The sequence below is a fragment of the Pigmentiphaga aceris genome, from assembly GCF_008119665.1.
Lineage (GTDB): Bacteria > Pseudomonadota > Gammaproteobacteria > Burkholderiales > Burkholderiaceae_B > Pigmentiphaga > Pigmentiphaga aceris.
Map to the genome: position 1 here is coordinate 4,392,741 of NZ_CP043046.1, position 13,933 is coordinate 4,406,673.

At 62.0% G+C, this 13,933-nt stretch carries 10 protein-coding genes; 5 read left to right on the forward strand and 5 right to left on the reverse strand.

Annotated elements, in window-relative coordinates; translation table 11 throughout:
- Positions 1-5: 5 nt before the first annotated feature.
- From FXN63_RS19050 to lptF, 3 genes are all read right to left on the reverse strand, one after another.
- The gene (locus tag FXN63_RS19050) at positions 6-1,508 is read right to left on the reverse strand and encodes a CoA-acylating methylmalonate-semialdehyde dehydrogenase (protein ID WP_148816747.1); all 1,503 of its coding nucleotides are present in this window, start codon (positions 1,506-1,508) and stop codon (positions 6-8) included.
- 67 nt (positions 1,509-1,575) lie between these two features.
- Positions 1,576-2,772, reverse strand: coding sequence for an ABC transporter substrate-binding protein (locus FXN63_RS19055; RefSeq protein ID WP_246165236.1), 1,197 nt, complete (start codon positions 2,770-2,772; stop codon positions 1,576-1,578).
- A 299-nt stretch (positions 2,773-3,071) separates the two neighbouring features.
- A complete protein-coding gene (gene lptF / locus FXN63_RS19060) occupies positions 3,072-4,169 on the reverse strand; it encodes an LPS export ABC transporter permease LptF (RefSeq protein ID WP_148816749.1) in 1,098 nt (365 codons plus the stop codon).
- 246 nt (positions 4,170-4,415) lie between these two features.
- On the opposite strand from lptF, the gene FXN63_RS19065 reads away from it, so the two are divergent.
- From FXN63_RS19065 to FXN63_RS19075, 3 genes are all read left to right on the forward strand, one after another.
- Entirely contained in the window at positions 4,416-5,939 is a 1,524-nt protein-coding gene (locus tag FXN63_RS19065) for a leucyl aminopeptidase (protein ID WP_148816750.1), read from the forward strand.
- Positions 5,936-6,367 carry a DNA polymerase III subunit chi gene (locus FXN63_RS19070; RefSeq protein WP_148816751.1) on the forward strand — a complete coding sequence of 144 codons (432 nt, stop codon included), beginning with the start codon at positions 5,936-5,938 and terminating at the stop codon, positions 6,365-6,367. Before FXN63_RS19065 ends, FXN63_RS19070 begins: the two co-directional genes overlap by 4 nt.
- Before the next feature lie 75 nt (positions 6,368-6,442).
- Positions 6,443-7,165 carry a hypothetical protein gene (locus FXN63_RS19075; protein WP_148816752.1) on the forward strand — a complete coding sequence of 241 codons (723 nt, stop codon included), beginning with the start codon at positions 6,443-6,445 and terminating at the stop codon, positions 7,163-7,165.
- A 193-nt stretch (positions 7,166-7,358) separates the two neighbouring features.
- On the opposite strand, the gene FXN63_RS19080 is transcribed toward FXN63_RS19075, so the two are convergent.
- Positions 7,359-8,156 (reverse strand): MetQ/NlpA family ABC transporter substrate-binding protein, encoded by a 798-nt coding sequence (locus FXN63_RS19080; protein WP_148816753.1) that lies wholly within the window; start codon positions 8,154-8,156, stop codon positions 7,359-7,361.
- A gap of 119 nt (positions 8,157-8,275) precedes the next feature.
- Complete coding sequence (locus tag FXN63_RS19085) at positions 8,276-9,073, reverse strand: MetQ/NlpA family ABC transporter substrate-binding protein (protein WP_148816754.1); 798 nt, start codon at positions 9,071-9,073, stop codon at positions 8,276-8,278.
- Between the two features lie 270 nt (positions 9,074-9,343).
- Between FXN63_RS19085 and FXN63_RS19090 the strand changes: the two genes are divergently transcribed.
- Together FXN63_RS19090 and FXN63_RS19095 are read left to right on the forward strand one after the other, a co-directional pair.
- Positions 9,344-12,193 carry a valine--tRNA ligase gene (locus FXN63_RS19090; RefSeq protein ID WP_148816755.1) on the forward strand — a complete coding sequence of 950 codons (2,850 nt, stop codon included), beginning with the start codon at positions 9,344-9,346 and terminating at the stop codon, positions 12,191-12,193.
- Positions 12,194-12,409: 216 nt separating this feature from the next.
- Positions 12,410-13,846, forward strand: a complete 1,437-nt coding sequence (locus tag FXN63_RS19095; RefSeq protein WP_148816756.1) for a sensor domain-containing diguanylate cyclase — start codon at positions 12,410-12,412, stop codon at positions 13,844-13,846.
- Positions 13,847-13,933 lie beyond the last annotated feature (87 nt).

Sequence of the window (13,933 nt, forward strand, 5' to 3'; positions counted from 1 at the left end):
GACCCTTACTTCATCGTGATCGTCGTGTTGATTCCGCCGCCACCACTCCCCCGCGGAGCCCAGCGTGCGCTCACCGTCTTGGTCTGCGTCCAGAACTGAATGGCCTGCTTCCCATTCGGCCCCAGATCACCCAGCTTCGACGCCCGTGACCCGGTGAAGCTGAACCACGCCACCGGCACCGGGATCGGCAGGTTGATCCCTACCTGCCCTACGTCGATGGAATTCTGGAAGTAACGTGCGGCACCGCCATCCTGGGTAAACAAGGCCACGCCGTTGCCATTGGGGTTGTCGTTGACGAAGGCAATTGCTTCATCCAGGGTGTCCACCCCGGTTACGCACAACACCGGTCCGAAGATTTCTTCGCGGTAGATGTCCATGTCGGCACGGACGTTGGTGAACATGGTGGGGCCGACGAAGTTGCCCTTGGCGTAGCCTTCCACCTGGATGCCCCGGCCGTCTAGCACCAGTTCGGCACCTTCATCGACACCGCGCTGGATCATGCGCTCGACCCGTGCGCGCGCGGCGGCCGACACCACCGGCCCGAGGTCGGCGCTGCGATCGCTGCCTGGTCCCACTTTCAGGCCCTTGGCACGTGCCAGCAGGTCTGGCACCCATTGGTTGGCCTCGCCCACCAGCACTGCTACTGACGTGGCCATGCAACGCTGCCCGGCAGCGCCGAATGCGGCACCGGTCAGGTGGTTCAGCGCCAGTTCACGGTCGGCGTCTGGCAGGATCACGCAGTGGTTCTTGGCACCCATCATGGCTTGGCAGCGCTTGCCGGCTTCGGTCGCGCGGCGGTACAGCTCGGTGCCCACGCGCGTGGAACCGATGAAGGACACGGCCTTGATATCCGGGTGCTCGCACAGGCCGGTGGCAATGTCCGGACCGCCGTGGACCACGTTCAGCACGCCGGGTGGCAAGCCGGCTTCCTGTGCCAGCTGGGCCAGGCGCATGGTCGAGCTGGGATCTTGCTCGGACGGTTTCAGCACGAAGGTGTTGCCGCACGCAATCGCAATGGGGAACATGAAGCTGGGCAGCATCACCGGGAAGTTGAAGGCGGTAATGCCCGCGACCACGCCCAGCGGCTGGATCACGGTGTAGACATCGATGCCGGTGCCTGCGTTTTCGGCGTATTCGCCCAGTTGCAGCGACGCAATCGCGCAAGCATGTTCGATCACTTCCAGCCCGCGCCCGACTTCTCCTTCGGCGTCGGGCAAGGTCTTGCCGTGTTCACGGGTGATCAATTCGGCCAGTTCGCTGGCGTGTTCGCGTACCAGTTGCTGCAGCTTCAGCATGACGCGCATGCGCGTGCCCTGCGAGCTGTTGCGCCAGGTGGCGTAGGCTTTTTTGGCGACCGCAATGGCGCGGTCCAGTTCTTCACGCGTAGCGAACGGCACCTGGGCCACGACTTCCTGGGTGGCCGGGTTGATCACGTCGCGCCACTCGGTGGATACGGACTGGACCAGTTCACCGCCGATCAGCAGCGGTATGCGGGGAATATCACTCACATCGAACTCCTGGGTGAAAGGAATGCCGTCGCGCCTCACCACTGTGGGCGCGACGCCGCATCCACGATTATTTCTTGGCGACCAGCGAGCAAGCGCTGCGTTCGAGGGGCTGGAAGGCTTCCGCAGCCGGCACGGTGGCGGCCAGCTTGTAGTAGTCCCACGGTGCCTTGGATTCGGCCGGCGTCTTCACCTGGAACAGGTACATGTCGTGGATCACGCGACCATCGGGACGAATCGATGCGTTGCGCATCACGTCATCTTTGATCGGGATCTCACGCATCTTGTCGGCCACCACTTTGCCGTCGGTGCTGTTGGTGGCGGCAACTGCCTTCAGGTAATGGCGCACGCTGGAATACACACCGGCCTGGACCATGGTGGGTTTCAGGTTGCGGAAGGACTGCTGGAAACGGTTGGACCATTGGCGGGTCTGGTCGTCGAAGTCCCAATAAAAGCCATCAACGAAGCTGAGCCCTTGCGCGGTCTGCAAGCCCAGCGCGTGGATATCGGACAGGAACACCAGCAGCGCGGCCAGCTTCTGGCCGCCCGCCACAATGCCGAATTCCGATGCTTGTTTAAGCGTGTTGACGGTGTCCTGGCCGCCATTGGCCAGCGCCACCACTTGTGCCTTCGAGCTTTGTGCCTGCAACAAGAAGGATGCGAAGTCAGGTGCGTTCAGCGGGTGGCGCACACTGCCCATCACGGTGCCGCCAGCCGCTCTCACGATGTCGCTGGCTTCTTTTTCCAGTGAATGGCCGAAGGCGTAATCGACGGTCAGGAAGTACCAGGACTTGGCCCCGGTGCTGACCAGGCCGCGCGCCGCCGCGGCCGATTGCGAGTAGCTGTCGAACATCCAGTGGAAGCCGGTGGCAGAGCAGTCTTCGTTGGTCAGGCGGGTGGTTGCCGGGCCGGAGAACAGCGCCACGCGGTTCTTTTCCTTGGCAATCTGCTGCACAGCCAATGCAGCTGCCGAGTTGGTCAGGTCGGCCACCACGTTGACGTTGTCGCGGTCGAACCATTCGCGCGCACGGGCGGCGGCGACATCGGCCTTGTTCTGGTTGTCGGCCGAGATCACTTCGATCGTCATGCCTTTGCACTCGGCTTGCAGGCAGTCGTCAACCGCCAGCTTGGCAGCTGCCACCGAGCCCGCGCCGCCCATGGCGGCGTAGGTGCCGGACATATCGGTCAAGATGCCGATCTTGACGGCGGGTTTGGCCTGGGCGGTGGCTGCGTGGGGGACGACTGCCGTGAATCCGGCCGCAAACATTGCGGCAAGCAGGGTGCGCTTCATTGCCTATCTCCTGGGACTGCTTGTTTTCGCGATGCCGTCGTGACGCGGCACGCATAGGGGGCTTCTCTTAGGGGCTTCTCTTTGTTATCCAAAGAGTCTAGCTGCGCGAAAACGCTTGTGCGCACCACCTAAGGGCTTGTCCGCAGAGGGACGCCCCGGGGTTCCCAAGCAGGCAATAGACAGGTGCGCGGGGATAAAAAAATCCCGCCGGCGGCATCTGCACGCGGGCGGGATCATCGAAGCGGACGACGCTGGTCAGGCGTCGCAAGCCAAGTCTATGCAGCTTTGCTGCGTCGTTGCCGTTTGGGCGCTGGCAGCTTGAGCCGGAAGTACAGCAAGGTCGCAGTCAGCCCTGCGACGATGGCATGAATCGCCCACACACCAATGCTGAAACTCAGACGCCCGCTGTTCACCGATGCCTGCGACAAACTCACCAGATTCAGGTAAAGCAGCGCCACCAGCAAGGCAATCACCACGTCACCGGATCGGCCCAGACGCGGATTCACCGCACCCAGCGGAATCGCCAGCAGCGCCAGGTTCACGGCCAGGATCGGCAGGCCGATACGCCACAGCAGCTCGCCCAGCGCCCGGCCAGCCGGGTTCTGGATCAGGTCGGGCGTGGACCGCAGCTTGGTAGACGGGTCGGACAACAGGAAGTCGTGCGCCCGTTCCAGCCGCACGCCGTAACGCTCGAAGTCCATGATGCGGAAGGTGGGCTGGCCAGGGGTCAGCTCGTAGCGGTTGCCGGTCTCCAGCACCATGAAACGGTCGCCGTTGGGCATTTCCTCGATGCGCCCACCGCTGGCGGTGATGATGCTGATCCGGCCAGCTTCGATGGCACGCACGAATACGTTGGACACCCGATCGGCCGTGTCGTTGGCCGATTCCACGAAGAACACACGATCGGTGCCGCCGGATTCACCGAATTGCCCAGGTGTGACCTTGGCGATGTCGGACCGGTTTTCGTAACGTTCGCGGTATTCGCTGATCTGCCGGTAAGACCACGGCGAGACCCCCAGGGTCAGGGCCGCGACCACCAGGCCACAGGGAATCGCAAATTGCAGCACGGGCCGAATCCAGCCAAGCAGGCTGATGCCGCTGGCGAACCACACGACCATCTCGGATTCGCGGTAGTTGCGGGTGACCGTGGTCAACACCGCGATGAACACGGTGACCGACACAATCGTTGGCAAGGCATTGATCGTGGAGAAGGTGGCCATGCCGATCACGGCGTCCGCGCCGATGCGACCGGCTGCGGCTTCGCCAAGCAGGCGTACCAGCAACACGCTTAGCCAGACCACGACCAGGGTGGAGAACACCACGCTGGCATGACTGGTCAGTTCATTACGGACAGAGCGCTGAAACAGGGACACGAGGAATTCGGGAGTAAGGCTTGAGCGGAAAAAAGCGGTGACGCGTGCATCGGGAAGATTCTGCGGGATAATCGCAGATCGGCCGGACGCCAACCGGAGCGGTTGCAGCTACTGAATTGCAGCCACTGAGTTGCAGCCAACAAAATCGCAGCCAACGAACTTGCAGCCAAGAAACTGCGTTCGACGTGAAGTCGGACATGCAGCCACACTGGCAGTCACACACTGAAGAAACGAGGAAAAACGTCAATGGAATTTAGCACACAGACCGCCTCCGTCGAGAAGATCAAGACCGCCGCACTGGCAGTCGGCGTCTATACGAATGGCGTACTGAGCCCCGCCGCAGACGTGATCGATCGCGCAAGCGCCGGTGCGGTACGCGCGGTGGTCGGCAGCGATTTCAAGGGCCGTTCCGGCGAGACCCTGGTGCTGCGCAACCTCGCTGGCGTCGCCGCCAAGCGTGTGGTGCTGGTGGGCCTGGGTGCCCAGGAAGACATCAAGCCGCGCAGCTTGCAGGCAGCGCACCGCGCCGCCGCAGGTGCCCTGGTGTCGCTTGGCGTGACCGAAGGCGTGTCGGCGCTGGCGGCTATTCCCGTGGAAGGCACCGACCCGCGCTGGAGCGCGCGCATTGCCGCGATTGCAGTTGGTGACGCTACCTATCGTTACGACACCACCTTCGGCAAGAAAGACCCGGAAGCAGCCGTCAAGCTCGTCAAGCTGGGCCTGGCGCTGGAACGCGCTGCCGTCAAGGAAGCCGATGCCGGCCTGCGCGAAGGCTCGGCAATCGCCACTGGCATGTCGCTCACCAAGGACCTGGGCAATCTGCCGCCGAACATCTGCACCCCCACCTACCTGGGCCAGACCGCTCGCAAGATGGCGCGCAGCCACAAGCTGAAGGTGGAAGTGCTGGACCGCAAGCAGATCGAAGCCCTGAACATGGGCTCGTTCCTGTCGGTGGCACGCGGCTCGGACGAACCGCCGAAGTTCATCGTGCTGCGTCACGAAGGTGCCAAGCTGGCTGCACCGGTCAAGACCGTGCGCGGCAAGCCCGCCCCGGCAGCCGCCCCCATCGTGCTGGTCGGCAAGGGCATCACCTTTGATTCGGGCGGCATCTCGCTCAAGCCCGGCGCGGGCATGGACGAAATGAAGTACGACATGTGCGGTGCCGCCAGCGTGTTCGGCACGCTCAGCGCCGTGGCTGAACTGCAACTGCCCATCGACGTGATCGGCGTGATCCCGACCTGCGAGAACATGCCCAACGGCCGTGCGCTGAAGCCGGGCGATGTGGTCACCAGCATGTCGGGCCAGACCATCGAAATTCTGAACACCGACGCCGAAGGCCGTCTGATTCTGTGCGATGCGCTGACCTACGTGGAGCGCTTCAAGCCGGCCGCCGTGATCGACTTGGCTACCTTGACCGGCGCGTGCATCACCGCGCTGGGTTACATCAATTCCGGTCTGTTCAGCCCCGACGACGCGCTGGCCGACGAACTGCTGGCAGCCTCTCGCACCGCCCTGGACCCGGCATGGCGCATGCCGCTGGACGAGGCCTATCAGGAACAGCTGAAGTCCAACTTCGCTGACATGGCCAACATCGGTGGTCCCCCGGCTGGTGCAGTGACCGCTGCTTGCTTCCTGTCGCGCTTCACCAAGCAGTACCGCTGGGCGCACCTGGACATCGCCGGCACCGCGTGGCGCAGTGGCAAGGACAAAGGCGCGTCGGGCCGTCCGGTGCCGCTGCTGATGCAATACCTGTTGTCGACGGTGAAATGACGTCTATTGCATTTGCTTTCGGTGCGCCGGATCGCCTGCGCACCGCTTGCGAGATCGTCAAGCGGCACTACCAGGCCGGCCACAAGGTGGTCGTCTGGTGTCGTGATCCCGCGCGTCTGGCCGCGTTCGACAAGCTGCTGTGGAGCTTCGAAGACATTTCCTTCGTGCCCCATGTGTTTGCCAAGGATGCCTTGGCCGCACAGACGCCGGTGGTATTGACCGCCGATGAAGGTGAAACCCCGCACCATCAGTGGTTGCTGAATCTGGACGATGCGTGGCCACCGATCTACGCGCGTTTCGAGAAGCTCATTGAAGTGGTGTCCAACGATGCCGCCGACCGCGAGGCGGCACGGAATCGTTGGCGGTTCTATCAAGGCTGTGGACATCCGATTGCACGCCACGATCTGACGCGCAACGAAATGCCCTGAGTGCGTGGCGTGATGCCCCAAGACCGGCGTCACGCAGTACGATCTTTCGAACCTCTTTTATATAGTTGGACGGCCATGATCACGGCACGCCCCGGCACAAATACGACAAGCATCCCCATCCTGACCGAAGTGCTGGAGTTGCCGCAGCAGTTGGCAACCCCGGTGCCCGTGGTGCCGCAGGAACTGGTTCCTCAACACCTGACGCCCGAACCCGTGGTCCCGCCGCCGCCCGAGCCGCTGGTGATGCGCACGCGTGGCAGCAGCGGATCGGCCACGTTTTCGACGCAAATCGTCGATGCAGCCGGTTTGTCGGACCACGTGATACCGCCTCCCCCGGTTGGTGAACCGGCCGCACCGGTCGTCACGGCCAGTGCTGCGCCCGAAGCCGCCGCGCCCTCCGTTGATGCCGAAGCGCCTGTATCACCTTTAATGAACGCAACGACGCCCTCGGTCTTTGTCCCCGCGCCAGCGCAACCCGCCGCAACGGCATCGTCCACCGTGACGCCGATCAGCGCAGCGCCTTCTCGCCCCACGGCATCGCTGTCGATCGTGCCGCCGGCACCGGCTGCGCCCGCGCTGGACTTGGATGCGCTGGCCGAACGCCTGCGCAACAATGTGCTGGCCGACTTGCAGGAACGTATCGAACCGGTATTGCGCGCACGCATGGCTCAACGTCTGGAACCGATCCTGCGCACGGCCTTGGCAGATATATCCGGCGGGCTGCAGGAAGAACTGGCCAGCATGGTCGACGAAGCGGTGGAAAAGGCATTGATCCACCACGTCACGACGCAGAACTGAACCAGCACTGCAAGAAAGCAAAAGGCGCTGCAGGCCATGATGGCTTGCAGCGCCTTTTTTATTGGGTGCTGACTGAAATGGGTACAACTGGATAAGTCCAATCCAGGCAGGCGCTGACTGACGCAGCGCCCATCAGCTCACCACGCCAGGTAGCGCAGCAACAGATTTACCGGGCAGGATTTAACAAGCAGATTTACCAAGCCGGAATCAGCGATCCCTTGTACTTCTCTGCCATGAAGGTCTTCACTTCCGGCGAGTTGTAAGCCGCCACCAGCTTCTTCGCCCAGGGCTTGTCCTTGTCCTCGGTGCGCACGACGATGATGTTGGCGTAGGGGCTCTTGGCATCTTCCACCGCAATGCCGTCCTTGCTGGCCGACAGACCGGCCTTGAAGGCGAAGTCGTTGTTGATGGCGGCGGCATCCAGATCATCCAGCGAGCGCGGCAATTGTGCGGCGTCCAGCGGGATCAGCTTCAGCTTCTTCGGATTCTCGATCACGTCACGCGGCGTGGCGTTGCCGTTCTTCACGGCTTCCGGGCTCAGCTTGATCAGGCCGAACTGCTGCAACAACAGCAAGGCGCGGTTGCCATTCGACGGATCGTTCTGCACACCGACCGATGCACCTTCCTTCAGGTCGTTCAGCGACTTCACCTTGCGCGAGTAGTACGCCAGCGGCGCGGTGAAGGTGTAGCCGACGGTGGTCAGCTTGTAGCCGCGCTGCTTGATCTGCGCGTCGAGGAAAGGCTGGTGCTGGAAAGAATTTGCGTCCAGATCGCCTGCGTCCAGCGCGGCGTTGGGCAGTTGATAGTCGTTGAAGGTCACGACTTTCACGGTCAGTCCGTCGCGCTCGGCGACCTTGCTTACGACCTTGAAGATTTCTTCGGAATTGCCGACCGTCACGCCAACGGTGACGGTGGACTTGTCTTGTGCGAATGCGCCGCTTGCAGCAACAACCAGCGCAAGGGCGGCAACAGATTTGAACAGCAACTGCATGATGCCTCGGGGAAAAACGAAATATGTGGGAAGCGAATCATGCCACCACAGTTATTCCCAGAAAACACTAAAACGGCATTTTTCATGCCGTTTTAGTTATTAAGCGTTTGCAGCGCGGCTTACCAGGCGGGGATCAGCGATCCCTTGTACTTGGCTTCGATGAACTCGCGCACTTCCGGCGACTGGTAGGCAGCCACCAGCGGCTTGACCCACGACTTGCCCTGATCTTCAGTACGCACCGCGATCAGGTTGGCGTAGATGCCCTTGGCGTCTTCCACCGCAATACCGTCCTTGGCAGCGCTCAGGCCAGCCTTGAATGCGTAGTCGTTGTTGATCGACGCAACATCCAGGTCATCCAGCGAACGCGGCAGTTGGGCGGCGTCCAGCGGCACCAGCTTCAGCTTGCGCGGGTTCTCGATCACATCCTTGGGCGTGGCGGTGTTGGCGGCCACGGCTTCAGGCTTCAGGGTGATCAGCTTGTACTTTTGCAGCAACAGCAGCGCACGATTGCCATTGGACGGGTCGTTCTGAATGCCGACGCTTGCACCTTCCGGCAGTTGGTCCAGCGACTTGTACTTCTTGGAATAGAAGGCCAGCGGTGCGGTGATGGTGTAGCCGACCGGGGTGAGTGCAAAGCCACGCGCCTTGATCTGGTTGTCCAGGAAAGGCTTGTGCTGGAACGCATTGGCGTCCAGATCCCCCGCCGCCAAGGCAGCGTTGGGAAGCTGGTAGTCGTTGAACACCACGACCTTGATCTTCAGGCCGCTGCGCTCAGCCACCTTGCTGACCACCTTGAAGATTTCTTCGCCATTGCCGACCGACACGCCCACCGTGATGGACGTCTTGTCTTGGGCGGATGCGCTCAGGGCGACGGCAGTCAGTGCGACGGCCGCGGCCGCCTTGAACAGGAACTTCATGAAATCTCCGGAACGGATTCGAATTGATGAACGAATCGTGCCAGCGGGCTTATCCATAGAGAAATACTATCGCGGCATGTCCATATGCAACCAAGGAATATATGGGCCTGCCAAATCACCGCCCAGGGAATAAAGAAATCTCGTTGTCGATATGCCTGTACGCGCTCAAAGACGCCATAGCGCCCCGGTTCAAGCCGGTGGCACGCTAAACTAGACGGTTTTCCGCCCCGGCTTCGATTCCGGCTGCGGTCGCCACCCCCGGATATCCTGATGACACAAGTTTCCCCCGCCACTCCCTCGCCTGAGCAAGACGAACTGCCCAAGAGCTTCGATCCGGCACCGATCGAGTCGTGCTGGTACCCCGAGTGGGAAAGCCGTGGTTATTTCGCCGCTGGCACCCACACCAAGACGGCCGACGCCGACAAGACTTTCGCCACCCAGTTGCCGCCGCCGAACGTGACCGGCACGCTGCACATGGGCCACGCCTTCAACCAGACCATCATGGATGGCCTGACGCGCTACCACCGCATGCGCGGCTTCGACACCGTGTGGGTGCCGGGCACCGACCACGCCGGTATCGCCACGCAGATCGTGGTTGAACGCCAGCTGGACGCACAGAAGGTGTCGCGCCACGACCTGGGCCGCCCCGCTTTCCTGGAAAAAGTCTGGGAATGGAAGAAGTTCTCGGGCGGCACCATCACCGGCCAGATGCGTCGCCTGGGCGCATCCACCGACTGGAAGCGCGAATACTTCACGATGGACGACACGATGTCGCGTGGCGTTGTCGAAACCTTCGTGCGCCTGTTCGAACAAGGCCTGATCTATCGCGGCAAGCGCCTGGTCAACTGGGACCCGAAGCTGGGTACGGCAGTGTCCGATCTGGAAGTGGTCAGCGAGGAAGAAGACGGCCACCTGTGGTTCATCCGCTATCCGGTGGATGGCAGCGACGAATCGATCACGGTTGCCACCACCCGCCCGGAAACCATGCTGGGCGACTCGGCCGTCATGGTCCACCCGGAAGACGAGCGTTATCAGCACCTGGTTGGCAAGAACGTGCGCCTGCCGCTGTCTGATCGCCTGATCCCGATCATTGCCGACGACTACGTCGAGCGTGAATTCGGTACCGGTGCCGTGAAGGTCACGCCTGCGCATGACTTCAACGACTATGCCGTGGGCCAACGCCACAAGCTGCCGCTGATTTCCGTGCTGACGCTGGAAGCCAACATCAACGACAACGCGCCGGCCAAGTACCAGGGCATGGAGCGCTTTGCCGCCCGCAAGGCCGTGGTTGCCGATCTGGAAGAACAAGGTCTGCTGGTCGAAACCCGCAAGCACAAGCTGATGGTGCCGCGCGGCGACCGCACGCAGTCGGTGATCGAGCCGATGCTGACCGACCAGTGGTTCGTCGCCATGAGCAAGCCGGCCCCCGAAGGCACGCTGAACCCGGGCAAGTCGATCGCCGAAGTGTCGCTGGACGTGGTGGCCAAGGGCGAGATCAAGTTCTACCCGGAAAACTGGACCAACACCTACAACCAGTGGCTGAACAACATCCAGGACTGGTGCATCTCGCGCCAACTGTGGTGGGGCCATCAGATCCCGGCCTGGTATGCGGAAGACGGCCAGATCTTCGTGGGCCGTAGCGAGGCGGAAGCGACCGAGAAAGCCCGCGCCGCTGGCGTGACCGGCGTGCTTACCCGCGATCCCGACGTGCTGGACACTTGGTTCTCGTCGGCACTGGTGCCCTTCACCACCATGGGCTGGCCCGACAAGACGCCTGACCTGGACCGCTACCTGCCGTCGTCCGTGCTGGTCACGGGCTTCGACATCATCTTCTTCTGGGTAGCGCGCATGGTCATGATGACCACGCACTTCACCGGCCAGGTGCCGTTCAAGGACGTGTACGTGCACGGCCTGATCCGCGACGCGGAAGGCCAGAAGATGAGCAAGTCCAAGGGCAACACGCTTGACCCGGTGGACCTGATCGACGGTATCGACCTGGAAACCCTGGTGGGCAAGCGCACGACCGGCTTGATGAACCCGAAGCAGGCAGAATCGATCACCAAGAAGACCCGCAAGGAATACCCGGACGGCATTCCGTCCTTCGGTGCCGATGCACTGCGCTTCACCATGGCTGCCTACGCCACGCTGGGCCGCAACATCAACTTCGATCTGAAGCGCTGCGAGGGTTACCGCAACTTCTGCAACAAGCTGTGGAACGCCACGCGCTTTGTGCTGATGAACGTGGAAGGCAAGGATTGCGGCCTGGAAGACACGGCAGAGGTGAAGCTGTCGGTGGCTGACCGCTGGATCATCAGCCAGTTGCAACGCACTGAAGCGGACGTGGCCAAGGGCTTCTCTGACTACCGCTTCGACAACATCGCCACCTCGCTGTATCGCTTCGTCTGGGACGAGTATTGCGACTGGTACCTGGAACTGGCCAAGGTCCAGTTGCAGCGCGGCGACGAGGCCGAACAACGCGGCACCCGCCGCACGCTGATCCGCGTGCTGGAAACCGTGCTGCGCCTGGCCCACCCGATCATTCCGTTCATCACGGAAGAGCTGTGGCAGAAGGTGTCGGTCGTGGCCGGCAAGCGTGTTGCCAGCGACGTGACCAGCATCAGCGTGCAACCCTTCCCGCTGTCGCAAGCCGAAAAAATCGACGAAGAAGCCGAAGCCGCCATCACTGAACTGAAAGCGCAGATCGATGCGATTCGTGCACTGCGTGGCGAGATGAGCGTACCGCCATCGCAAAAAGCACCGCTGATCGCTATTGGTGATCAGGCCATGCTGGCACGCAACGCCCCGTATCTGGAATCGATGGCCCGTCTGTCGGAAGTCAAGATCGTGGACGCGCTGCCTGACGTGGGCGCACCAGTGCAAGTGGTGGGCACCGTTCGTCTGATGCTGCAGATCGAGATCGACGTGGCGGCTGAGAAGATCCGTCTGGACAAGGAAATCGCGCGTCTGGAAGGCGAGATCGGCAAGGCCAATGCCAAGCTGTCGAACGCCAGCTTCGTCGAGCGCGCCAAGCCCGCTGTTGTCGAACAGGAAAAGGCGCGTCTGGCGCAGTTCGTCGAGACCCTGGACAAGGTGCGCGAACAGCGCGTGCGCCTGGGTTGAAAGGCCTGCCCCCGCGCCAAGCCAGCGCTGGGGCAAGGCTGCTACATTGTGTTGGCGGCGCACGCTGCGCCGCCAACACAATGCGCGACATCTGGGCAGTGCGACCGGAACAGGCCTTGGCCCCCGAGCTGCGCATCCACTTTTGCCCGCATGCAACCGCGCTATTGTCCCCCCTCGTGAAAGAGGCTTTTTCCGCTCTTCGTGGACTGTTTCCCGATGAAGACACGCCTGCACGAACTGCACCGCATATCGCTGGTCCGCCATCCGGACTATGCCTCGCTTTACCGAGACCATCTGGACACCGGCAAACGCCTGCTGGGCATGCCCACGGGTGTGATCGCCCGCATCGAAGGCGTCACCTATCGGATACTTGCGGTGTCCAGCCCGCTGGAAAATCTGCAGCCCGATCAGATCTACCCGCTGGCCAATGTGTTCTGTGAACAGGTCATTCGGGAACGTCGCACGGTCGCCCACCACAATATCGGAGGCGACCCGACGACCAACCAGTACCAGGTCTACAAAGACACCGGGCTGGAGCGCTACCTGGGTGCTCCGCTGTGGGTCAACGACCAGATCTACGGCACGCTGAGCTTTTCCGACACCGTGCCGCAGGCCGAACCGTTTTCGGCCGACGACCTCGAGTTCCTGGAACTTCAGGCCCTCGCCTTGGGCCGCGCCATTGAACGCGACCTGCAAGACCAGCAACGCGCCCTGATTGAGCAGCGCCTGAACGAGCAGATTGCCCTGTTCGAAAGCGCCTTCCACAGCGCCGCCATCGGCATGGCGCTGGTGGCGCGCGAGGGCCGCTGGTTGAAGGTCAATCGGGCCATGTGCGACATGCTGGGATACACCGAAGACGAGTTGCTGGAAATCGATTTCCAGCGCGTCACCCACCCCGACGATCTGGGCAAAGACCTGGCGCAATTCAACGAACTGGTGGAAGGACGGCGCAACGCCTACCAGCTGGAAAAACGCTATCTGCATAAAAGCGGCAGTGTCGTATGGGCATTGCTGTATGTCTCGATGATTCGCGACCGCACCGGCAACCTGAACTATTTCGTGTCGCAGGTGCAAGACATCACCGAGCGCAAACAGACTGAAGCTGAACTGCTGGCGCATCGCAGTCAGCTGCAAATCGCCAACATCAGCCTGCGTGCCCTCGCGAGCGTGGATCAGCTTACCGGTCTGGGCAATCGCCGCGCCTTCAACCGCCAGCTGGAAGATGCCATTGCCGACGCACAGCGCAGCCGCCATCCGCTGTCTTTGCTGATGGTCGATGTGGATCGCTTCAAGCAATACAACGACGACTTCGGTCACCCTGCCGGGGATTCCGCACTGCGTGCGGTTGCTCGCTGCCTGTCGCGTTCGTCACGGGCCGGCGATTTCGTGGCCCGCTACGGTGGCGAAGAGTTTGTGGTGCTGCTGCCCGACACCAATCGCGAGGAAGCGATGGAAGTGGCCGAACGCCTGCGCAGCTCAGTGGCCCAGATCACCACCGAGAAACGCGCGATCACGGCAAGCGTGGGGGTGTCCACTCGCCTGCCGACGGACCCCGGCATTGATGCCGACCTGGTGCGGTTGATTTCATCTGCCGACGTGGCGCTGTATCGGGCCAAGTCGAATGGACGCAATCAGGTGGTGGCCGACGAGTGAGGAATGCCGGGGTTGGATACCCGGCATCCGGTCAGACGGGTTTGTGCTTATCTACCCGTGCTGACCCACTCGTACTGACCGACTGGC